The organism is Paenibacillus ginsengarvi, from assembly GCF_003626695.1.
GTDB lineage: Bacteria > Bacillota > Bacilli > Paenibacillales > NBRC-103111 > Paenibacillus_AB > Paenibacillus_AB ginsengarvi.
Genome location: NZ_RBAH01000033.1, coordinates 66,515 through 90,040 on the forward strand (window position 1 = coordinate 66,515; position 23,526 = coordinate 90,040).

13 protein-coding genes and 1 pseudogene are annotated in these 23,526 nt (G+C 52.4%); 10 read left to right on the top strand and 4 right to left on the bottom strand.

The genetic code is table 11. The annotated features are described in order from the left end of the window. Positions 1 to 35 precede the first annotated feature (35 nt). Positions 36 to 8,744, top strand: coding sequence for a hypothetical protein (locus D7M11_RS31150; protein ID WP_120751191.1), 8,709 nt, complete (start codon positions 36 to 38; stop codon positions 8,742 to 8,744). Positions 8,745 to 8,930: 186 nt separating this feature from the next. On the opposite strand, the gene D7M11_RS31155 is transcribed toward D7M11_RS31150, so the two are convergent. Beyond that, positions 8,931 to 9,749 carry an AraC family transcriptional regulator gene (locus D7M11_RS31155; RefSeq protein ID WP_158606942.1) on the bottom strand — a complete coding sequence of 273 codons (819 nt, stop codon included), beginning with the start codon at positions 9,747 to 9,749 and terminating at the stop codon, positions 8,931 to 8,933. 289 nt (positions 9,750 to 10,038) lie between these two features. Between D7M11_RS31155 and D7M11_RS31160 the strand changes: the two genes are divergently transcribed. The 4 genes from D7M11_RS31160 to D7M11_RS31175 all read left to right on the top strand — a co-directional run bounded on the left by D7M11_RS31160 (position 10,039) and on the right by D7M11_RS31175 (position 14,540). Continuing rightward, positions 10,039 to 10,329, top strand: a complete 291-nt coding sequence (locus tag D7M11_RS31160) for a hypothetical protein (protein ID WP_205127138.1) — start codon at positions 10,039 to 10,041, stop codon at positions 10,327 to 10,329. Further along, positions 10,326 to 10,529 (top strand): hypothetical protein, encoded by a 204-nt coding sequence (locus D7M11_RS31165; protein WP_120751194.1) that lies wholly within the window; start codon positions 10,326 to 10,328, stop codon positions 10,527 to 10,529. Before D7M11_RS31160 ends, D7M11_RS31165 begins: the two co-directional genes overlap by 4 nt. A 285-nt stretch (positions 10,530 to 10,814) precedes the next feature. After that, positions 10,815 to 12,113 carry an ABC transporter substrate-binding protein gene (locus D7M11_RS31170; RefSeq protein WP_120751195.1) on the top strand — a complete coding sequence of 433 codons (1,299 nt, stop codon included), beginning with the start codon at positions 10,815 to 10,817 and terminating at the stop codon, positions 12,111 to 12,113. A 141-nt stretch (positions 12,114 to 12,254) separates the two neighbouring features. After that, complete coding sequence (locus D7M11_RS31175; protein WP_120751196.1) at positions 12,255 to 14,540, top strand: right-handed parallel beta-helix repeat-containing protein; 2,286 nt, start codon at positions 12,255 to 12,257, stop codon at positions 14,538 to 14,540. An 885-nt stretch (positions 14,541 to 15,425) separates the two neighbouring features. Here the strand turns inward: D7M11_RS31175 and D7M11_RS31185 are convergent. Then, positions 15,426 to 16,328, bottom strand: coding sequence for a LysR family transcriptional regulator (locus tag D7M11_RS31185; protein ID WP_120751198.1), 903 nt, complete (start codon positions 16,326 to 16,328; stop codon positions 15,426 to 15,428). A 307-nt stretch (positions 16,329 to 16,635) separates the two neighbouring features. Here D7M11_RS31185 and D7M11_RS31190 point away from each other — a divergent pair, with 307 nt between their 5' ends. Both D7M11_RS31190 and D7M11_RS31195 read left to right on the top strand, forming a co-directional pair. After that, positions 16,636 to 17,181 carry an NADPH-dependent FMN reductase gene (locus tag D7M11_RS31190; protein ID WP_120751199.1) on the top strand — a complete coding sequence of 182 codons (546 nt, stop codon included), beginning with the start codon at positions 16,636 to 16,638 and terminating at the stop codon, positions 17,179 to 17,181. 34 nt (positions 17,182 to 17,215) lie between these two features. Then, complete coding sequence (locus D7M11_RS31195) at positions 17,216 to 18,130, top strand: NADP-dependent oxidoreductase (protein ID WP_120751200.1); 915 nt, start codon at positions 17,216 to 17,218, stop codon at positions 18,128 to 18,130. Positions 18,131 to 18,384: 254 nt separating this feature from the next. Here the strand turns inward: D7M11_RS31195 and D7M11_RS31200 are convergent. Next, positions 18,385 to 18,561, bottom strand: a pseudogene (locus tag D7M11_RS31200) (metal-dependent hydrolase); the annotation flags it as partial. 34 nt (positions 18,562 to 18,595) lie between these two features. After that, complete coding sequence (locus D7M11_RS31205) at positions 18,596 to 19,369, bottom strand: hypothetical protein (protein WP_120751202.1); 774 nt, start codon at positions 19,367 to 19,369, stop codon at positions 18,596 to 18,598. A gap of 152 nt (positions 19,370 to 19,521) precedes the next feature. On the opposite strand from D7M11_RS31205, the gene D7M11_RS31210 reads away from it, so the two are divergent. The 3 genes from D7M11_RS31210 to D7M11_RS31220 all read left to right on the top strand — a co-directional run bounded on the left by D7M11_RS31210 (position 19,522) and on the right by D7M11_RS31220 (position 23,256). Then, complete coding sequence (locus D7M11_RS31210) at positions 19,522 to 20,049, top strand: nucleoside-triphosphatase (RefSeq protein WP_120751203.1); 528 nt, start codon at positions 19,522 to 19,524, stop codon at positions 20,047 to 20,049. 590 nt (positions 20,050 to 20,639) lie between these two features. After that, positions 20,640 to 22,319, top strand: coding sequence for a hypothetical protein (locus tag D7M11_RS31215; protein WP_120751204.1), 1,680 nt, complete (start codon positions 20,640 to 20,642; stop codon positions 22,317 to 22,319). A gap of 46 nt (positions 22,320 to 22,365) precedes the next feature. Beyond that, positions 22,366 to 23,256 (top strand): beta propeller repeat protein, encoded by an 891-nt coding sequence (locus D7M11_RS31220; RefSeq protein ID WP_120751205.1) that lies wholly within the window; start codon positions 22,366 to 22,368, stop codon positions 23,254 to 23,256. The last annotated feature ends 270 nt before the right edge of the window (positions 23,257 to 23,526 follow it).

Here is a 23,526-nt window from a genome sequence, read left to right on the forward strand (position 1 = left end):
AAACGTCTAAAACGTCCGCCCTGAGGAGGCAAACGATGTCACAAGCGATACAGAAGCATTATGTGAATGCCGGGCAGGTGCTCCCTTCCATCTGGCCGTCCTTCCTCCCGACGCTACCCGCGGAAACCTTTCTGGACGATGTGTGGGTGGCGCCGCTGGAACTCGACAAAACCGGAGAAAGCATAATCACTCGCGGGAGCCTGCTCGTTAACGGCAATCTGGAGCTCGGCCTCCCCGGTGTGGATGCGGTAAAGCTGGTTGTTTCCGCCGTAGGTGGCAGCACCTATGTGCCGCTGGAGGTGCAGATCCAGCCGGATTTCGCTTTCCGAATGAAGGACGTTCCGCTAGCGCTGCGCTTTTCCAAGGACCTGCTCAAGCCCGTCCGTCGTACTACGAGCGGCGGTGCGGATCGGCCGGCGGCGTGGGAAATTGACACTTCCAAGGAGTATGTGGATATCCGGTTTGCGGAACTGGATCTCGAGATCAACGCGGACGGCGATATCTCGATAGGCGTGGAAGGTGGGATCGACCTGCCGCCCGTCATGCTTGGCGACAGCGGCGTCGTCATTGAAGCGCATGATGTAGCACTGTTTCTTGACACCGCGAATCCGCCTCCGGGTCAGGTTCCCGGCTGGAAGGGAGTTCACATCAAACAGGCGTCGCTCTATCTCCCGGGCGAGCTTGGGGAGATTGTCGGCAGCCTACAGCTTTTGGACGCTTATATCGGCAACGGCGGTTTCACGGGCCAGGTTAGCACGTCCTGGACACCCGCTCATGCGGCCAAGCTGTTTGGGATGACCTTCTCGCTGGAACGCGTAGCGATTTCCTTCGTCCAGAGTGCACTCGTAGAGTCGGAGATCGCCGGATCGATCACCCTGCCGTTCTTCGATGCGCCGGTTCCGGTGACCATAGCCGTTACGTTAAACGGTGCGTTCACCGTCAGAATCGGCGGGACAGGGGCTTCTTTATATGAACTTACGAAGCCGGGTCTGCTGACGATGAAGCTTCAGAGCCTCGGTTTCGAACTGCGTGACGGCCTATTCGTAGCGACGATGAGCGGTACGCTTCGCCCGCTAGTGGGTGGGCTGGATTGGCCGGGTTTCGAGGTGCGCGAGCTGTCCATCGACTCGGATGGGAACGTACATGTCGAGGGCGGGTGGCTGGACCTGCGCGATCAATATTCCCTTAGCTTCTACGGATTTACACTGGAGATCACGAAGCTGGGGCTGGGCAATAACGACGACGGGTCACGGTGGATCGGCTTCTCAGGCGGCATTAAGCTGGTGGACGGCCTCAAGGCAGGCGCCTCGGTAGAGGGGTTAAGAATTACCTGGGGAGCCGGCGAACCTAGCCTGACCTTAGAAGGCGTAGGCGTCGAGTTCGAGGTTCCGGGTACTCTGCGCTTTAAGGGAGAAGTGGCCTATCGCAAGCTGATGGACGGCGCGGATGAGGTTCACCGGTTTGACGGCAGCATCAAACTCGAACTGCTGTGCCTCAATATGACAATCGATGGCGAACTGGTGATCGGGACGGCATCGGGACCGGATGGCGCATACGCTTTCTTCGCCATGTACCTTGGCGTTGATCTTCCGGCAGGCATCCCACTTTGGTCGACAGGGCTTGCACTTTACGGCCTGTCGGGTCTCTTTGCCAACAATATGGTGCCTGACCGGCAGCCAGAGGAGCCCTGGTACGGAATGGGTCCCGGAGAGGGGTGGTACAAGCGGCCGGAAATCGGCGTGACCGACCTTTCTGGTAAATGGAAAAACATGCGCGGTGGGCTTGCGCTTGGAGCGGGTATCACCATCGGTACACTGCCGGACAATGGGTATACTTTCAACGGGCGCATGCTGCTTCTGCTTTCTACGCCCGGACCCGTCCTAATGATCGAGGGTAAGGCCAATATTCTGAAAGAGCGTGCCTCGCTTGGGGAGGAACCGCTTTTCCGGTGCCTCGTGGTGCTGGATTTCGATGCGGGGAGCCTGCTCGCCGGTCTCGATGTGCGGTACAAGTATGACAACGGCGGACGGTTAATCGACATCGGGGCGGGGTCGGAGCTATTTGTCAGCTTCTCCGATCCCAGCGCGTGGCACCTATATCTCGGGATGAAAGAGCCGCGCGAACGGCGTATCCGTGCGCATATTCTGTCACTTTTTGAGGCGAACGCCTACTTGATGCTCGACCCGAAAAGCCTCCAAATGGGCGCCTGGGTGGGCTACGACGGACACTGGTCCTTTGGGCCGCTCAAGGTCACGCTCGAGGCTTGGCTGGAAGCCAATGCCCAGCTCAGCTGGCGGCCGCTACACTTCAATGGGGATCTATTGTTACACGGCAAAGTGGAGCTCAGCGTCTTCGGCTTCGGTCTCGGGCTTTCGCTCGACGCGTATATGGAGGCTGAAGTGTTCGATCCGTTTCATGTGCTGGGCAAACTTGAGGTGGGGATCGAGCTGCCATGGCCGCTTCCGGACTTCAGTGCTTCGATCTCGCTGGAATGGGGTCCTGAGCCGACCTGGCCGCTGCCGCCGGCTCCGCTCAAAGAGGTTGCGGTGGAGCATTTCAAGGTATCGACGGCTTGGCCGCTCACGGCGGAGGCAGACCTGCTAGCGCCTGTCTATAGCGACGCAGGCGGCCTACTGCTGGACTGGAGCGCATCTCCTGCCTTCGACACTTCAGCCGCACCGCCTGCGGGTGCACCTGTGGTGCCGTTGGACTGCCGTCCCCACATTACCTTCTCGCGGAACGTGCATGACTTGGCCCGTGCAGGAACCCTGGTTTCGGTTGTGAATCCGCCGGAGGAACGCATCGGCGATCCCGAGAAAAATGAGGGTCCAGCCCTCGTGAAGTACGCGCTCACGGAGGTGGCGATCGACGCCTGGCGCGCGGGCGTCTGGAAGACGGTTGCACGGACGGCGGCAAGTACGCTGCCTGCCAATCCCGCCGGTGTCGAGAAACTGTTCGGATCATGGGCGCCTACGCCGCCCATGCCGGACGGCGGCGGCGGCAACCAAGGTCAGACGAAACTGTGGCTTTGGTCGAAAAACCCTTTCGACTACGTACGCCACGGCGGGCGCGAATGGCAGGACTGGATAAGCGGTCGCTTCACCAATATGCCTTGCGTGGAGATTCCCGAGCAGACGACGCACTGCTGGACATTTGACCGTATTGAGCCAGGCCCGCTGACTACCGTTGGTCTTCCTCCTAACAACATGCGCTTCTGGCGTCACCCCGAGCAGTCGGGGCCGACGTTCGCTTGGTTTGAGCCGATCGCGCCTAATGTCCACCCGATCCTGCTCAAGGACGAGAGCAAGGAGCTGGGCATCTGCCTGCCGAGTCGCCTTCGTAACGAGAGGCAGGACCAAAACATGCTCATTATCCAATTGCCGGAGGGAGACAATCACGGCGTGCGCATTTACTGCCAGGATCCGGAGACGGCCTATGGATATGCCATAGACCGGAACGGCACCTACCATTACGGCAAAGGCGCTCTGCCGGATAATCCAGTGATCGAATTTCTAGCGGACAACATCATGACAGTCAGCCTGATGTGGCGATCCACGCTCTGCCTGTGGCGCGTTTGCACTATTGTTGGTGCGAGCCAGGCGCAGATTGATGAGGCGTTGGAGATTGCGAACCACAATGTCAGCGAGGTGGAGCGCTGGAAGAACATCTCCCCCGTGTTGGAGCCGCATACCAGCTACCGCCTGCTCGTCCGGACACGGGTGGACGCAACGGGCGTGGCGCCACTCAGCGGCAGCAAGTCGTCCGAACAGACCTCGTATGCGTTCTTCCGGACGGAAGGCGGTCCTGGTTTGAATACGCTCTCCATCCCCGTGGGACAGACCGAGCTTGCAACTCCGTTTACCGACCTGTCGCTCTACGTGCGCCAGACGATGCCTCCAACAGTGCCTGGGCCGGGAGAAAACCGACCGCTGCCTCGGCCAGTCTACCGAGCTTACGACCTCGGCATCGCTTTTAACGAAGACTACGTCAGCCAGCTGTATCGGATGGACGGCCGAGATTTGGTGCTCTATGTCTACGACAGCAACGGCAAGCCGGTACGGGATGCGGAAGGCAGACTCATCGTCTTGAGCAGCGGATGGGATACGGCGTCGGAGCTGCTGCTAGACGAGGTGAAAAAGATCTGGGTCACGACGATTCAGAAGAGCTCCTGTGCGAGACTTAACCCGAGCGAGATTCCGAGAGACCAGATCATAGAGGCCACCGGGCTGGTGCTGAAGCCTGATTTCGTTCATGAGGCGAGGCTCATCCCTCTGCTGCTTCACGAGTATTTTGGCGACAGCCGTCACTACACCCTGGGACAGTCCGCAGCGGGGCATCAGGCCCGGCTCGGCCGCTGGTTCGTAGAGGACGCCGGCGGCCTGAGCGGACCATCACGATGGGAAATAAGCGAGACCGGCGTGCCCCCGATGCGAGTCGTTCGGCAGACAAGCAACATCTACAGCGTGCCGCTTGATGGAAACATCCCAGGCAAGTTGGGAACGACGCTTTTACTGGCGGACCGCGCCGATCTGCCCGCCGGCCACGACGACCAACCCCGCAACTGGACGGACTACCGGGTCAGCGTGCAGCTCCGCAATTCCGACGACGATGCGATCGGCGTGGTTTTCCGCTGCAGTACACCGCAGCGCTACTACCGGTACTCGATGGACCGGGAGCGGGCGTATCGGCGATTGGTCCGGTGCGTGGACGGCGTTATCACCGTGCTGGCTGAGGATGACTATGTTTATCGCACCGACCAGGATTATCTGGTGACGATCGAAGCCGTCGGCACCAACATTGCCGTCTATCAGGACGGCGCTCCTGTTTTCCGTGTTCAGGATGCCACCTTTGACCGCGGCCGCATCGGACTTTATTGCTGGGGGAGTGAAGGTGGCGTGTTCAGCGATGTACGTGTAGATGACTTCCGTTCCACCGCGCCTGTTGTGTACAAGTACAGCTTCACGACGTCTCGGTTCTCGAACTTCGCCCATCAGGTGAATAGCTATAACGATGAGATGTGGAAAGCGACGCTTCCCAGTACCGCGATTAATCTTGCAACCTCGCCGTCGGTTGCTCCGGCGACGACGGTCACGGCTGACGAGGACCGTGCTTGGTCCGCCTTCGCTTCGCACCCGGACGTGGCTGCGCTGCTGGCGAACAAAGAGGACGGCACCACGGTTACCCGCTTAACTCGCGCCGACGGGGCGACGCAGGGCTTCCTTGTACGGAACCCGGAGCCAATTGACTGGCGTCGCTGCACCATTTCGCTGCGACGGTCGAGCGAGCTTGTACCGATGCCGGGATTGCCGGGGATTATGAAAATAACGGGTGTCTCCCGCCATGCTGCCGATGCCAACGTCGAATCGGTATCTCTGATTGTCCGTGAGGCACTCAACCCGAATGGCTATACCGTAGAGCAGCAACGTCTACCGGGTCCGATTATCGCTCCGGGGGCGGATGAAACTCTTCTTGACGAGGATTTCAGCGGGACCGGAGGGGTGCTGTTCCAAGAAAATTTCGGTCCTAACGCGCTCGACCTGTACGAGATTGTCAATCAGGGCGGCCCGTCTTCGGCATGGGCGGTAAACGGCGGCTCGATCGTTCAGACTTCTAACATCTATGGCGGCACATTCAGCAAGAATTCGCTCCCGAAACCGGGGACGATGGCCATTATCGGCTCTCCCGACTGGGACGACATGCGGGTACGCGTTCGCATGACCTCCGGCGACGACGATTCGATCGGTTTTGTCTTCCGTTATCTGGATGATCAACATTACTATCGTTTTGAGATGAACCGTCAGTTCGGGTACCGCCGGCTGCTGAAAAATGCGGGCGGAACCTTCACTCAGCTCTGGCAGGACGATGTCTCCTATGCCTCCCACCAGCCATATGAGCTCGAGGTCGTCGCCTACGGCCGCAAACTGTACGGCTTCATCGACGGTGCGTTTCTCTTCAGCCTGGAGGATGACAGTGTGGCACGCGGCAGAGTGGGCCTTTACTGCTGGGCCAACCAGGATTCGCGCTTTGATCTGCTCACCGTGGAAGCCGTTGTATCCGATCCGCTCCTCTGGCGCCTTGACTACACTTCGCCGGGCGGCTTCGTGATCTCCGACGCATCATCCGCTCTGGATGGACCTTCCGATTGGCAACCGGAAGCGGAGGGCGTCGTACAGGCGGCCGGCATTTACACGAACGACAGCGGCACCGCTAAGCTAGGCACGTACCTGCTGGGCGGATACACGTGGAGCGACCACACGATCTGTATGCGTATAAGCTCCGACGACGATCAGGCGATAGGGGTTATGTTCCGGGTTCGCGACGGACAGAACTATTATCGGTTCTCGATGGATCGCTCCGGGGGCTATCGCCGCCTGATCAAAATGGCGGCCGGCACGGCGACCGTACTCTGGCAGGACGGAGGCACCTACGTCACAGGCGAAACCTACGATCTAACTATCCGTGCTGTGGGCCGAAGCATTACCATCATCCTGAGTGGGCAAACGCTGGCCACGGTGACGGACAGCACCTTCCGTGAGGGGCGAATCGCGCTCTACAGTTGGGCGAATTCAGGCGCGCATTTCTCACGGATTGCAGTTTTCGATGGTGTACGGAGGATCAATGGCTGGCAGATCGTCGACATCGGGGCAACCGGCGGACCCTCCGTTTGGCAGCTCGGCGGCGGAGCGCTCAAGCAGCGATCCGATATCGGCGGCGGCTCCAGTGCTGCGGATTCGCCGGAGAAGCCGGGTACGCTTGCCATAAGCGGAGGTGCGGATTGGACGGATTACCGTCTAATCGTTGATCTGAAATCGGACGACCGCGACGGGATCGGGGTCGTGGTCCGCTACCGCGACATGGACAATTACTATCTGCTTGCACTCGATGAGGAGCGCAGCTTCCGCAGGCTGATCCGGGTTGCGAACGGGGTGATGACGACAGTTTGGAACGGTGCAGGCGGCTATACACCTGGAAATTCCGTCCGTCTAGTGGTTGATGTGGTCGGAAACCGCATCAACGGATACTTGGGGGATACTCTCCTATTTTCCGTTAACGACGGGACACATGCGCAAGGGAAGATCGGACTTTACAGTTGGTCGAACAACCGGGCCAACTTCGAGCGTGTAACCGTCGTGCCGCCGCCGCAGGACGCACGTTCGCTCTTTTTCGACGATTTCCGGGGGACGGCACTTTCTCCCGCGTGGAGCATTGTCGACAAGGGTACCACGTTCGACCCATCGATTTGGACGGTCAGTGGGGGCGAACTGCTGCAGTCAAGCAATCTTCACAGCGGCATCCTGGGGGCCGGAATCATCAAGGAAGGTACCTACGCACTGGCTGGAGATATGGAATGGCGGGACATCATTTTCCAGGTGGATCTGCGCTCGGATGACGACGATGCGATAGGTGTAATGTTCCGATATACCGACGATAACAATTATTACCGCTTCTCTATGGATCGGGAGCGGAAATATAGGCGCTTGGTAAGCAAGGAAGGCGGCATATTCCGGCTCATTTGGGAGGACGATACGCGTTACCAGAAAAACCGGAAGTATCGCTTCACGTTGCTCGCGGACGGAAGCCGAATCGCGGGTTATATGGATGGTATCCTGATCTTTGACCTGGATGACGAACAACATGCTAAAGGACGAGTTGCACTCTACTGCTGTGCGAACCGTTGGGCCCGGTTTAGCCGTGTACGTGTTTATCCTGCCGGACTTCGGTACAATCACTACCTGCTCGAAGAAGACTTTCCAGTGCTTCGCACCTTCCGCTGGAAGTTTGTAGATGAGGGTGATCAAAACCTTCCATCCCTGTGGAATGTGAAAACAGGGAAACTGGTGCAGACCAGCAGCATCGGCGATACCGATTCTGCAAGATCCTTCGGAACGCTAGCTCTGGTCAAAGATAAATACTGGAGTGACTACAGGCTTACCGTGGTGCTACGCAGCACTTCGCCAGGTGATTTGGGCGTCGTGTTCCGGGTCCATAACGATACGCAGTACTATCGCTTCTCGGTATCCTCGCTTCATGGGATACGGCTGGTGCGACGCGAAGGCTCCAACACGGCGGTTCTGTGGTCAAGCACCGGCAATCTCGTCATGAACCACGATTACGCCTTAACCGTCGACTGCATCGGCCAGAGATTTAATCTCTATTTGAACGGTTCGAAATTGGCCGCCGTGCAGGATATCGGGGGGTACACTGAAGGCACGGTCGGACTGTATTGCAGCGACTGCCCCGGCGCTCAATTCGAAAGCATCCGTCTTGCTGCGCCACAATGGGAGACGTATTATCGTTTTGCACGAGAATCCAAGCTACCCGCCGGAAGCCGCCTACGTATCCGTTCCGGTAGCGAGGCCGAGCTGTTCACAGCCGTACCACTCGAACGGAACCGCTTTGTGACGGAGCCCTTTGAAGCCGGAGATATCCGTTTTACGGACCAGACGGTAGGACTACGCATTGTAAGTCCGGCAAAGGAGGAGGAGCACCGTTTGAACGTTATACCGGACAGCAGCTATGTGAGCACCCTTTTTCGTGTGCTGCGCAAGCAGGACGGTACAGCATTCGTCATAGTGCCTAATGGCGGCGTACCCATGCCGCAGGGCAGCTACGAGATCGGCATGACCTATCGCCGCGACAACTCGGCAGTGGATAAGAACGCGCCGGTCGTTTCCGAGTCGGGAATAACGACCCCGGAGATTGTGACCTTTGTCATTCCATCCGAACCTGCAGGGTTGCCTTGATCAGAATGGCGAGAGAATTGTCCAAATCCGCTACCCAGCTCGTGCGCTTGGGATAAGAAATAACAGGGACGATAGTTGAACGAAACAAGGAGCAGCTTGCCGCGGCGGCTGCTCCTTGTTTTTATTAAGTGAAATGGCAGGATAGTAGTCTGCGAGCCAAATTTTGAGTTTCTTATAATTCCAGTTTTATAAATGATGGCTTTGCCGATATTGGGATGGGCTGATGTTCATTTTCTGGGAAAACACGCGGCTTAAGTACAGCCCGTTTTCATAGCCGCATTGGCTCGCGATTTCATTCAGCGTCAGCTGGGTTTCCAGAAGGAGCGTCCGCACTTTGCTTAACCGTAAGCTGGTGACGTAGTCGGTTGGAGACGTGCCGTACACCGTTTTGAAGCGCCGCGTAAACTGCACAGCACTGAGGCGGAGCTCGCTGGATATCGATTTGAGCGACAAACGCCCCATCGCATGATGACGCAGCAGCTGCTCTGCGCGCTTCATCAGCGGATCGTCTACCTGCTCCCGCAAATCCCGCTGGGCGCAGTCCCACTCCCACGTATACAGCTGCCACAAGTCTTGCAGCAAAAAATTGCGCCGTTCCAATGCAAACGAATCGATACGGTCGACTAGCTTCTGGAAATGAAGGTAAGTCGAAGCAAGCCGCTGCATATCTTGAATGACAAATTTTCCGACCGGGCTGGGCACCAGCTGACGATCCGATTCGATCCGCTCCCCTTGCGGGGAAAACCAGTTGAAATTCATGATCAGAAACGTAGAAGGCCGGATCATGTGGCGATGAAACTGTGTGTGCGGCGGGCAAAGAAGCAGATCGTCCGGACCTGCAACGCCTTCGTGCTTCCCGATCTGATACTGAAACTGCCCTTGTATTACATAGAACAAAATCCACACAGGGACTTGTACCATTTGATGCAGAAAGGCTTCCTTTCGCACCCATTCCGCCAGGAGAATCAGTTGGGGGTTTAATTGTGCAGGTGTGTATGTTTCCATACCAAGTCGACTCCTCATGCAAACCATCTATTGCGCCTCATTATATCGTCCTCTCTATGGTGAAATCAAGTGCATGTAGAGTGCATCATTCCTGTATAGGAAAAGGAATGCGGTTTCATTATGATGAACATGTGTACACGACAGAGAGGGATCCCGGTACACCAAGAGGAGCGAAAGCCATGCTACAGAAAGAAACGGTCGCTGCCAGGGTGACCATATTGACATAGCTCTCGTTGACGGGGGAGGGTTAGCCGGTACTGCGGCAGAAAACGCAGCAGCACGAAATGGCGTGCATGTGCTGATTGAATATGTGTGGAAGCGCGTGTTTGAATTGGCAAAAGCGATATATACGATTCCAGACAACGATTCGATAGCGGAATCTCCGAAGAACCAGTTTATGAAAAACAAGACGCTAGGCATGCTGCTCGATCTGAACATTCTGAACCAGCTCGTTGAGGCCGAAAAGGACGGGCTTCATTGGGACGTGGCGCAGTATCCGAGCTACCCAAGCGTGGCCGGTTGTCACCGCTCGCCAGTGATGCGATCAAGAAGACGCTCGGTTCATCCAGTCCAGGATTGAAAGGCAAGCATTTGCCAAGCATTTTCAAAAGCAAGCCAGTCCCCTATCCCGTTCCCTCGCAATACCGCGAGCAAGGAGAACGCAATGCGAGAAACAAGTTTAACAACTACTTGAATGGAACGATCGATGTAAACGGGGCGTTATCGCAGGCAGAAGAAGAAATCAAGCAGCAGTTGGCTGCGGTTAAAGGCGCCAAGTAACAAATCGGAACAAATAAGCCTTTCCGTCCGTCTGCCGCAATGTCGGGAACGAACGACAGAAAAGGAATCTGCTCCTCATACGGCCTGTAGTAGCAAAACAAAAACGACACGTTGCTCGCTGTGCAGGCGGTATGGTCCCGTCGGCTACGGGCACGATCTTCGAGATCACCTGTGCAACGGATTCGGAAATGGGTGAAGCAGGAGGCAAGGCTAACACAATGGTGGCTGATGGTTATACGCTCAACAGCGAAGTGCCATTAATTTTAAAAAACAGGGGGTTATCAAATGAATCGTCTCCAAGCGCGAACAATCGTACTGCTGACCGCTGCAACGGCCGTTGTACTGTCCGGCTGCGGCGGCAAAGAAAACAATGCCGCCGAACCGAAAGAGAGAACGCCGTCGCCGGTAACGCTTCGCCTTGCCAGCAAAGGGGCCGCTCCCATACTTGACGCAGAATTCCAGCAAGTTGTCGGGGAGCGTCTCAAGGCGAAATATCCGCACATTACACTTGAATATTTGCCGGAAACAACGGGGACGAAGCTGGATGAACTGATTGCATCCGGCAATGCGCCGGATTTGATCGTCACCAACACAGGCGCCCTCGCGGAGTACCGGGACATGGAACTGCTGTTCGACATGGAGCCGTTGTTCAAATCGCGGAACTTGAACTTGAGCCGCTTTGAAGCCAACTACATTACAGACGTCCGCAATGCCTCGGTCAAAAACGAATTGTATGGATTGCCGATCAACGTCAGCTATCATGCGATGTACTACAACAAAGACATTTTTGATCAAGCCGGTGCGCCTTACCCGACCGATGGCATGTATTGGGATGACGTGCTGAATCTGGCGAAAAAAGTAACACGTAACGTTGGCGGTGTGCAGTACCATGGTCTCGATCCAGGCTACACGATAATTTGGATGTCGCAGCCGCTTAGCATAGGAGCGATTGACGCTAACGATCAAGTGACGATCAACAACGACAAGTGGAAGCGTGTGTTTGAATTGGCAAAAGCGATTTATACGATTCCGGGCAACGAGTTGATAGCGGAATCTCCGAAGAACCAGTTTATGAAAAGCAAGACGCTGGGTATGCTGCTCGATCTGAACATTCTGACCCAGCTCGTTGAAGCTGAAAAGGACGGGCTTCATTGGGACGTGGCGCAGTATCCGAGCTACCCGGAAAAGCCGAAAACATACGGTAATGCAAGCGTATCTACAGTCATTGTGTCCAAAACGACGAAGCATCAGGAGGATGCGGTCAGCGTCATCGAGGCGATGACCTCGGATGAGGTGCAGATGGAGCTGTCCAAGCGCGGCCGATTGTCACCGCTCGCCAGCGATACGATCAAGAAGGCGCTCGGTTCATCCAGTCCAGGATTGAAAGACAAGCATTTGCCAAGCATTTTCAAAAGCAAGCCCGTCCCCTATCCGATTTCCTCGCCAAATCGCGGTCAGGGGGAGAGCATCGCCATAAACAAATTCAAAGAGTATTTGCAAGGAACGATCGACGTGAATCAGGCGCTGTCACAGGCAGAGGAAGAAATCAAGAAGAAACTGGCGACGATCAAAGGCGCCAAATAACGAGACAGAAATAATGAAGCATACTGATTTACAAAAATGGAGGACGAGTTGTATTCGGTCTTCATGATAATGAAACCTAATATTTCCCCTTTCGATGAACCGGAAGGGATCCATTTTAAAGATTAGGGGTGAAATGTTAAGATGGACAACGAAGAATTAATAAGTGAAAAACTAAATCTTCACGGTAAATGGAGCCGAAGAGACTTGCTGGCTGCTATCGGTGTAGGGGGCGTTACCTTCGCTGCAACCGGCGGGGTGACCCAAGCTTTTGGTCAGGCTAATTCGGCAGCATCGGTAACTTCAGCGACATACGGAAAAAGCTCTGGAAATCCCCATGATCAAATTGGAGATTTATCTTCCTTAAGAACGGCGGAAAAATCCAATCTGGTCGGTGCGATCAATGAAACGCACTCAAATTTGGAAGCGATTACAGCTCCAAGCGTCGTTGATTCTATAACTGAATTAACAGCTTTCGAGGCATCGGACAAACAGATTGTAATTGTAAAAGCATTTTATGAGGGTTCAAAAGTAGGCGGGGGCAAGTTTATGTTTGCACTCGGTGACACGGCTGCTCCGGATAACGTTTATCGCTTTGCTGGTGACGGAGGCATATGGTATCGCTTAAACTGGAAAGATCCGGACATCTTTGATGCTGGTATCAGGGCTGACGGAACGGATGAGACGCTAAAGTTTAAAGCATTACTCAAAGCGGCAGCCTATTATTTTGGAAGTGCGACTATTTCTTTGCGGGGCAAAAGTATAAAACTAACAGATTTTGAGCATCCGTCCAACATCACGCTGTATAACGGGGGGCTGGACTTCTCGGAATCAACGGCAATACTTGCCGACAATAAGATTTACAACGCGTTTATTATCGGCGGTAATCGCACCGGCAGGACGTCTGACCCGGGTGGACAGGTCGCTTATGCCGCTTTAGATGAGCTCAGAAATATCGGTTACATTCGTATTGCCTTCAAAACACCTCCGGCAGGGACATACAATTTCTCTACTGACATTATGTATTTTCATAAGCTGAAAGGGTTCAAGCTGGTGAACTGCGACGGGGAGGGGATTAATTCTAATCGTATTTGTACGATTGTCGGCGGACCCAGCGGCACTGTAACAAGCAATGACATCCCTCTGTTTGATCTTATCGATCCCGTCAATGGACGGTCCAGCGATATTGTTATAAAAGATAATAGCTTTGATGCCGGAAAAGCTTTTGGCTTCAATGCTGCAGGGCAGCGCTTAATTGTTCCGTCCATGCGTCTAACCGCCTGTGAGAACATTGATATTTCAGGAAACCGTTTTAAAAATTTCAATTTTGGAGCATTGGTTGACGCGTATTCAAGAAATGGAGCCATTTACAATAACACGGTAAGCATTGATGATGATGTTTTGGATGTTTGGTTAAGCACAGCAAGCCGTACGGATCAGGGTGGAATTTACGCCGGGCAAAGCGCTTACCATATGGATGTTTATAACAACACGATACACAACTTTGTAAATAAGGGTATTTATTTAGAAGGGGTAAGCTATGCAAACATATACGGAAACCGCATAACTTATTCTCCATATGCCAAGTCTTTGACTATTCCGATTTTTCAAGGAATCAATTTGCAGCCCAATATTCGCCAGCATCCGTACACATCAGTTGCAGGGGTTCAGGCTGTCCATGTATTTGATAATTTTATTGATGAGGCAAAATCACCGTTTCTAATGTCGAGCGGTATTAGTTATTCGCTTAAAGATATACATGTGCATGACAATCAATTCAGATCTAAAAACGGTTTACCGTCGATGCAAGTAACCAGATGTTTCGATTCGGCATTTAGCAACAATGATTGTTGGGGAGGGCTGCTAGTAGGCGAAGCCGACAACTGCTCGTTTATCGGCAACAATTTCAATACCCCTTCTAATTTCGCGCTGTATTTGACGGGAGCGGAGAAGGTAAACTTACGATTTGAGGGCAATGCGTTTGTAGCGAATGCGGGTCAGGCGATATACAACGGCACGGCATCAACGGCGCTTGTTGAACTTTTTGGCGGCAAAATACAAGCGAAAGATGGCACATCGGCGGCACTGCGAAACGGCAGCGGCGCGGGAAAAGTTCGTGCCTATGAATTTGTAAATGGCGTGACCGAAATGCGCCAGACGATCAGTCAGGCGGTTAATTTGGCAGCAGGTGCAAGAACGGTGATCACTCAGGCCATTCCAGGGCTTAAAGTAGGATGGCTTGCTGAGGCTAAGCTTGGATCTCTTGGTACATTTTGGACAAGCAGCTCGATTGATTTGACGCTAAAAGCAGGTGTACGTGCTGGCGAGGTTGATATTTTGGTGAGAAATGAGGGGGCGGCGTCCGTAAATTTTACACCTACTTTCTTGCTGGAATACAAATCACATTTGAGTAATGTATACACGAACTAATAAACTGGCCCCATTCCTGGGGAATAAAACAGCGACAGTCTGGGACTTGCGCGCCTAGCCAAGCTGGGTACAACTTGCCTGTGAAAGTCCGGTCGGAGTAAGGGCCAAGCTGCTCCGTAGCTAACAGGCGGCTTGGAAGAGAGATCTTTCGGTCGAAGCCCTGTGATGCGAATCTGCAGGCCGTAACATGAAGTAGTGAATCCTGCCGCACCGTCAACTGTAACCCGATACTGGGACAAGAGAGTGCCGAGCCCCCGAGGTCATGGGCGAAGGCCATGGAACGAGCCAAGAACTTGGAAACGCAGCGCGGAAGAACTCTCCGGTGTAAAGGGATCGGTATGTAGAGACAGTTGCGCTTGGAACTAGGGAGACCCTCCCCTGCACGACGCAAGCCGTAAAGAACAATCCTATAAGTCGAAAGATGAAATGGAACGTTGAAGGGAGTCGGAGGGGGGCGTAGTACCAATGAAGCAAGGACAACACAACCTTGCCGAGGGAAGGACCCCTGCTTCGTTCATGTGTGAAAAGGAGGTGCGAGCGAGTGCAGGGACGCGGCAGGCATTGTCTCATTTTCGTCAAACCATACGACGACAATGTGTGGGGCTTCCATTTCTTCGAACGCCCGATCGAAAAAACGACACTCGGCGCTTCAGACACACACCCACAGAGCTTCGTCCCCCATGTTGCTCTGCGACTACCAGACGGAACTAGCGCACATGCCTTACGCGAGCGTTTGAGCAATGCCCATGTCTCCATCACAGACATTCCTGAACTGGGATCATTTGTTTTTTTGATAACAATCATTTGTGTTTAGAAGTCCTGGCCCAAAGCATGCCACACACACAGATGTGCGAGGTGAGAAAGGTCGGTTATTACTGATACATTTCAATTTGAGATATTTAAATTAATGCCCGTTTTCGCTGATTGGGCATAGTACTCGATGAGAAAATCGCGAAACCTGCGCGCAGCGAGGGAGAGGTACCGCTTCTCATGCCATATGATTTGGAAATTGCGCTGGCAAACGGGGAACTCAATATGCAGCAAGCTTAGCGTGGGGTTGGGACCACCGCAATTTCCTACAAGTGCAACGCCAAGACCGGTCCGGACAAGACTTGCAATGCCAGCAGGCTCGTCGACCCGGCAGACGAAGTTAGGCGCTATCCCGGCTTCTTGAAAAAACAAATCGTTCATTTTCTGAAAAGGAAATCCCTCCTTGTATCCGATAAACGGGTCCTCCGCCAGTTCATTTAACCGGATGCTCTTTCTTCCGGCAAACCGGTGTCCTTGAGGAACAGCCAAATAAACCTCTTCCTTCAAGACGGATACCGTGCTAATGTCGGGCCGATCGATTGGCAGCGCCGTAAAGCATAGGTCGACCCCGCCTGCCTCCACTAACTGCGTCATCTCTTCCATTGACGCCTGTGTAATCCGAAAGTTGACTTCCGGATGAAGCGCGAGAAATTCGCCTAGCGCATCCGATAACCGGTCCAGCGTCGAGGTCGCGAGGTGAATGCTCCCTTGCTCGAGTCCCGCCAGCTCGGATACTTCTTTCCTTCCTTCTTCCAGTAGGGCGAGTGCCTTCTCGACTTTGTCCAGAAACGCCTTGCCGAACGTATTCAGGCGAATTCGGCCTCCATGCCGGTCGAACAACGGAACCCCTACATCTTCCTCCAGCCTCGAAATCGTCTTGCTCAACGCAGGCTGCGCAATTAACAACTCCTGCGCCGCCTTAGTCATGTGCTCCATCCGGGCAACCGTTCGAAAATACCGCAACTGCAGCAATTCCATATGCGTCTCTCCTTTCCATATACCCGAGTATATAACCTTTATGTTTTAGGATATATTTCTGTTTATCTGTACGTAATTGTAAAATAAAACATGTAGCGAGATCAATTGCGATTTCCGAAAAAAGTATCACATAGGACAGAAAGGAGGGCTCACTGCCATGGAAGGCGCAGCCTAGCAACAAGCCAGCACGAAATTGATTCGGATTCTGGCCTTCACGCTGGTCATCTCCGTCTTCTTTTCTATTTGGTGTCGGTTAAAAGGAAAATGACCTGGAACAAACAAACATGGATTAATGGGAGGAACCCAAATGAAACCATTAAGTATTGGCATTATTTTAGGAAGCACACGCCAAGGACGCGTAAGTCCGCAAGTAGGAAATTGGGTTAAAGAAATGGCCGATCGACGCGGAGATGCGATTTATGAAATCGTGGATATCGCAGATTTTCAATTGCCTTTTTTTGGTGAAGGTACGGGTCAGGAGCCCGGATTAATCGCTTGGTCAAAAAAGCTATCCAACTTGGACGGGTTCGTATTTATTGTCCAAGAATACAATCACAGCATTACGGGGGCATTAAAAAATGCCCTGGATTCCGCACGAGATGAATGGAATAATAAGGCGGCCGGTATCGTCAGCTATGGTTCAACGGGCGGAGCCCGCGCAGCCGAACATTTACGCGGAATCTTAGGAGAATTACTCGTGGCGGATGTTCGCGCACATCCAACGTTTTCGATATTTACGGATTTTGAAAATATCCAAACTTTTAAACCTGCCGAACTGCACGTTGATAAAATAAACAGCATGTTAGACCAACTTATCGGATGGAGCGGCGCATTAAAAACGTTACGGTCATGACGCGACAAATAGGGATAAACAGGAGGATTGTACGATGAAAGCAGCAGCATTTCGTTTGGTCGGCGGACCCGAGGTTATGGAGGTCATGTCGTTTCCCGATCCGCAGACCGGTCCAGGGCAAGTCAGGATCCGGGTGAAAACGGCCGGGGTACAGCATTACGATTGCAGCGTGCGGAGCGGGTGGACTCCGCAGGGCGTTGATATTCAGCTTCCGCAAATTCCGGGCAACGAGTTCGCGGGCATCGTTGATCAAGTGGGCGAAGGTGTTACCGGCCTTCACATAGGCAGCGAGGTGCTCGGCTTCGCGCTATTGAATTGTTACGCCGAATACGTGGTCGTGGGGGCTGATCAAATCGTAAGTAAGCCCGGCAGTATGAGCTGGGAAGAGGCAGGCGGGCTGACCGGCAATGGCCAGGGTGCGTATATCGCCATGAAAGCCATCGGCGTTGGACCGGGCGATACGGTGCTGATCCATGGCGCAGCCGGATCGCTTGGAGCTTTTGCGGTACAGTTGGCGAAGGAGTGGGGGGCCAAGACGATCATCGGCACAGCCAGCGAAAGCAACCACGATTACGTGCGCTCGCTCGGGGCTATCCCGATTACATACGGGGAGGGGCTTGTCGAGCGAGTGCGGGCGCTGGCGCCGAACGGCGTCGACGCCGCGTTCGACACGGCCGGGGCGGAAGCGGTGCGTGCCTCGGTCGAATTAGTGCAGGACAGAAACCGTATTTGTACCTTTGTCGCTTACGACCTTATCGAGGAGCTTGGTCTCCGTGTCATCCGCGGCGAGCGCTCCGCCACCCGTCTGGCCGAGCTCGTCGATCTGCACAGTAAGGGCAAGCTTCGCATCCATATCCGGCAGACTTTCCCGCTTGAACAGGTCGCGGATGCACACCAACTGATCGAAACGAGGCACGGCCGCGGCAAGATTGTCCTCACCATTGGCTAAGGAGAGGCGGAGATCTGTAGAAGTCAAGGGAGCGGAATACCTATTCTCTTCTTCCAAATTGGAGAACCGTGTCACACGCAGGGCTAAACCCACCTAACTTAGGTGTCTTTCGATTTCGCCCTATTTATGATACGGTGAACCGTATCATAGATGACAGGTCATCGTTACGCTCACGGAAAACGATAGCTCAATTAACCGCCTCTTCACAAAGGCGGTTTTCTTAAGTCTAAATCAAGATTAGAATAGCCTTCATTTCAAAAATGCAGTTTGATCGATCTTTTATGAAGGGGATAAAACCATTTGACGCCGCTCGGTGTCAATGTGTCTGCGATCAAATGCGAGAGGTAACCTACTATAGTGACCATCATAATTCCTTGAATTTGAAGCTGGTGCTCCAATTCCCACCCGATACCTCCCCACCAGAGAAGGGCCCATACGGTATGATATTATGCCGATGAATTAGAACTAGGGGATATCTTTAAACTTGGGCAATTTACTATTGTTTGTGTACCCGGAATCGTAAGCAATCTTTATAGCATCTGCCAAGCCGGACGTATAATTCACGACTTTTATTTTACCGCGTACTAGGACACTTTTTTCGTAACCATTAGAATAATAAAGCAAATCGTTTGTTTCATGAACTAAATAGTATTGTCTTTCAAGCCCAACTTTTTGACTCTTCACTTTTGTATTCAAGATTTTCTTAGCTCTGCCCAACCGGGCTCCTTCATGGATGTCAATTCCCCAGTTCTCTTGGCTGCTATTATCTAGAATCTCATAACCGACCACTACTTTTTTATCTACACTATTCGATAAAGTTAAGATATGAAGAAATGTACAATCCGTTTCAGGTTTATTTTTATTTGGAATAGCTTTATTGGATGACCTGCTTTTGGAAGCATGCTTGGTACCTTTCCGAACGCTTTTTATACTCGGATCAATAGAATGACCCTCCGTGTCGGTACTCGTTCTCGCCTTCTCCGTTATTAGCTTTCCAATCAGCTCAAGTGCTATCTCCTGCTTCATCTTTTCCATACCTTCTGATAATTTTATGGCCAGGTCTTGTTCTAGCTTTTTCTCCAATTCCGACTTATCTACGCTCTTATTATTCATTGCCTTTCTGGGAGCTGTAACTTTCCGTCTCTTGTTTGTCTTGGTAGGACGTTTAGGTTTCGTTAAAGAATGAATGGTTTTCTTTAACTTTTGTAGTAAGGACATCTGTCTACGTTGCTTTGCCATATTGTCCTCCTTGTAGTAAAACCTGAACTAACCGATCTGCTATAAAAGTCATGGTAACATATTTCGCACCGTAATAATAATCTTATGTCTTTGGTAAGGAAGTCGTCAGGACCTAATACCACAGATGGCTATCATTTTAGGGGAGTGAAAGGATGGAAACCTGTTTCTTTTTAACCGGTAAACCAAGAGTAGGTAAATCAACAGCGATAAAGCGCATTATTCAACAAGTTGGTTCTGAATATTTTGGTGGTTTTTATACGGAAGAAATACGAAGCTCTACTGAGCGCATTGGATTTAATTGCGTCTCGCTTTCTGGTGAAACTGTATGCATTGCAAATGTGGATAGTGAAAGTTTATTTCGAGTGGGGAGATACGGGGTTGACATAGCGGCTTTTGAAAATATTGCTTTAAAGGGAGTGGAACGTTCGTTAAATACGAAGAATATTACAGTCATTGATGAGATAGGCTTCATGCAGATGTTATCCGCACCATTTGAAGCTTTGATCTATGAAGTAATTTCAAGCTCTAACCATCTTGTCTTAGGGACGATTTGTGTGGATAGTCATCCGAGCATTGACAAGATCAAGGAATTATCCAGGATAAGACTATATCATCTGACCGAAGAGAATCGTGAGACGGTAACAGAACGAATAAAGAATGATATTGTTAAGTTCTTGTAAGAGGGTGGGAGGACAGGAGTTTCGGGTGGAATCACTACAAAAAAGCAGCTTTATGTTGGATTAACCACCTTCCCAATATTAATATTGGGATCTTGCTTCATCCTAATTGGAACTTCTTATTTATTCGTTAGGATTGTTCATTTAATTATATTTATAGCTTTGTCTGGTAGTTTAGGAGCTTTCGTAAGAGAAGTCTTTGTTTTAAGAGAGAAGAAACAGCAAATAAGTAATTGATCGGATGCGAAAGCGTGGAGCTGCCTTAAGGGCAGTTCTGAGTCCGTTGAAGTAAAGGGCAGTTTAATGGATAGATGATACAATATTTATTAGTGCTGAATTATCGTTTACAACAGGGAAAAACTAAAAGAATAATTGCTTCTCCCACTTACTGTGTACTCTTCGATTTTGTCGATGATCGCACTTGGCCAAGCTTCTGAAGGCGCAAACGGTTCATGGATCCCTCCAGACGAGCGTAAGCACCTGGCAGGCAAGGAGACTTATATCGGCTAACAAAGGGTCAGTCTTGCAACTTTCTCCAAGTGGCGGCGTTTAATGCTATGTTCGCATTTTCCTGAAAAGGAGTATCCTCCCACATGAAACGTCAATTTACTGCAGCGCTGGCTGCGATCGTATGTGCTGCTATGGCGGTCATCCCTGCGCCCAACGCAAAGGCGCAATCGAAGGAACCGACCGTCGGCACGGTTATCGGCAGCGTGCTGTCCACGGATATTCGCACTTTCATCAACGGAGAGCCAATCCGCTCGATGAATATCGGCGGAAGCACGGCTATAGCCGTTACGGATTTACGCAGCTACGGCTTCGACGTGTCGTGGGACCCGTCGGAGCGGAAGGTCGGTATTTACCCGAACCCGACGAAAAAGGTTCAACCGACGTATTCTCCGGTGGCCGACGGAAACAAGTCGATTGGGAACAAGTTGGCAGATGTGATGGCGACGGATATTCGCACTGTCGCGCTCGGAAAAGTAATCCCCTCGTTCAACATCGGGGGGACAACGGCGGTGTTCCTGCAGGATCTCGATCCCCTGCTCGGCAGTCTGGAATGGAACGTAAAGATGCGCACCGCTTCGTTCACGAACAACAAATCTGCAGTACCCGACCAGAAAGCAGTGCAGAGCGCTATCTATCCTCTGCAGGTGGAGCATTTATCGAATAACGGGTTTACCATTCAATTTAGCGATGACGGCATGTACTTTGGTGACCAGCGGATCGGATTTGGTCAGGACGGCCGGGCGATGCTATCGGTAGCTTGGATGGCGGAGATGCTTGGCTACAAGCTGGAAAAGCGCGAAGACGGGCTTTACTTTTATAACGATACCTGTGGCTTTCTGATCGGAACGGATCTGGAGATGGCGGAGCTGTACTGGTTCGACGGCAAGGCAGACGAAACGAAGCTCACCTTTCCAGCCGTTGAGCGTGACGGAGAGCTGTATGCGTTCGAGTATGATTTGAAGGAGCTGTTTGGCTACACTGGCAATTGGAATTCGGACACTCGCCAGCTACAAGTCGAATTCGCAAGATTCGACGTGAAGGATTTTGGAATTCCGGAACACAAGGACAGCTACTGGTACGTTCTGAAGGGACTGTTCTTCGCGCCACTTACGATGGATATGCCGATGTTGACGGTGACAGTCTCGAGAGGTGGCAAAACGTTCGGAGGCAGTTCATCTATGGCGCTTTCGGAGCAAAAGACGGCGAGCGGCGCCCCGATCTACGAGTTCGCCTCCGAGGCTCCCTTGGATTTGGGCGAAAACGAAGTCAAGGTCGAATTCCGTATGCGCAAACGTATTGTGTTCAGTAAAACATTCATCCATACCGTTAAGCCGGAGCTGCTGGATCCCGTGATCAACTACGGCGATCTTAGGCACAGGTTCGGCGATTTCAGCTCGATTACGCTGGAGTCGCCGGCTTCAGGCCTAGTAAGGGCCAAAGACGGCAAGGTAGAGGTCAAAGGAACGGTAACCAAAGCGCGTGGGACAGGATTGCATGCAGTGATCGAGAAAGAGGACGGCGCCAAGTGGACCGATTTTGAGACGGCGGAAATTACGTTCGATGCGGACCATTTCTCGGCTGTTCTCCCGCTTGAGCATGGAAAAGGGCGGTACATGATTACATTGCGTTCCCATTTATCTGTTCCCGCTCAGCGGCAACCTGGTACATACATTGATATAGTACGTTTCTACGTCGACTATCAAGACGGATTGCCGCACATCGTCGGCATGGACGGAAACGAAGGCTTCAGCTGGGGCAAATAGCAAGCTGCTGCATACAACAAACACAGGCAAAACGTGGGATGTCGTTATGCCAGACGGCATCAACGAGAAGGATATGTTACTTACAGCCGATTTCATGGATGCGTTTAATGGATATGCTTTCTATCTCACGGACGACAAGAAGCTAGCCGCCTCCCACAAGCTTTACGATGGAGGCTGGGAAACTACGGTATTGCCGACGACGGAGGCGTGGGAAACGTCGCTTGACGTAATGCCATATCTAGCCCATTACGAATATAATCCTGAATATGTGATGCTGAATTCTTCACCCGCGGCAGGACAAATGCTTAAATCGCTCTACCGGTCAGACAATCGCGGTAAAACGTGGACACGTGTCGGCGATTTGACCGCTAGCATAGGCGGCTACCCGACCGGGGTCAGCTTCCGCAAGGAGAAGGATGGTTGGATCACTTTGTCCAACCGCGGGCAGGATTTCGTCCCACTCTACCGGACGCAGGATGGCGGACGTTCGTGGGCTGTTCAGCGCGTCGAAGCTCCGATTGACATGCAAAAAGCTTATGCCAATGCTTATTCGCCCGCTTTTGATCAGGAAAACGACTATCACGGCATCTTCATCGCCGAATTCGTTAAGGATGGAGAAAAGACGATCGTCCCCTACGAAACTAAAGACGCCGGCGATACGTGGACTCCGCTTCCCTACCGGCTGAAGGATATCCAGGGAGTGCCGGTGCTGAATTTCGACAGGCTCAACATGGGCAGGGCAATTTCCATCGACGGCAAAACCATCTACACGATGGATACGTACAACCACGAGGATTGGCAGCCGATCCGAACGGACATTCCGTTACAGGATGCCTCACAATTTTTCCTACGGGAGGACGGCTTCGGCTGGGTGCTGCTGAACGGCCGCATTAAGATGACGAACGACGGCGGGCAAACGTGGAGTGATCCGGCGTAGATCGCTGGCTATCACCCCTCGGTCTGACCGAGGGTTTCGGAATTAAGCTAACGGGTACATTAGTTCAACTATAGGGAGCAGCTTTGCCACATGCAGTTGCTCCTCTTTTTATTAAACTATTGGGCAGTTAAACGCAACTTCCCAAGCCCTGGTTACGTAAACCAATGGGGGGTGAGGTATGAAAAGAATTACCTTAATAACAATGGCGTTTATGCTCTTTATTGTAGGTTGTTCGTTCGGAGAACTTAAAACATCAGCATCATCCCAGAT

Bases quoted from the DNA above. Each gene is read 5' to 3' on its own strand.
- D7M11_RS31150 (WP_120751191.1), top strand. From the start codon at position 36: ATGTCACAAGCGATACAGAAGCATTATGTGAATGCCGGGCAGGTGCTC.
- D7M11_RS31155 (WP_158606942.1), bottom strand. From the start codon at position 9,749: ATGGAAACATACACACCTGCACAATTAAACCCCCAACTGATTCTCCTG.
- D7M11_RS31170 (WP_120751195.1), top strand. From the start codon at position 10,815: ATGAATCGTCTCCAAGCGCGAACAATCGTACTGCTGACCGCTGCAACG.
- D7M11_RS31175 (WP_120751196.1), top strand. From the start codon at position 12,255: ATGGACAACGAAGAATTAATAAGTGAAAAACTAAATCTTCACGGTAAA.
- D7M11_RS31185 (WP_120751198.1), bottom strand. From the start codon at position 16,328: ATGGAATTGCTGCAGTTGCGGTATTTTCGAACGGTTGCCCGGATGGAG.
- D7M11_RS31190 (WP_120751199.1), top strand. From the start codon at position 16,636: ATGAAACCATTAAGTATTGGCATTATTTTAGGAAGCACACGCCAAGGA.
- D7M11_RS31195 (WP_120751200.1), top strand. From the start codon at position 17,216: ATGAAAGCAGCAGCATTTCGTTTGGTCGGCGGACCCGAGGTTATGGAG.
- D7M11_RS31205 (WP_120751202.1), bottom strand. From the start codon at position 19,369: ATGGCAAAGCAACGTAGACAGATGTCCTTACTACAAAAGTTAAAGAAA.
- D7M11_RS31210 (WP_120751203.1), top strand. From the start codon at position 19,522: ATGGAAACCTGTTTCTTTTTAACCGGTAAACCAAGAGTAGGTAAATCA.
- D7M11_RS31215 (WP_120751204.1), top strand. From the start codon at position 20,640: ATGAAACGTCAATTTACTGCAGCGCTGGCTGCGATCGTATGTGCTGCT.
- D7M11_RS31220 (WP_120751205.1), top strand. From the start codon at position 22,366: ATGCCAGACGGCATCAACGAGAAGGATATGTTACTTACAGCCGATTTC.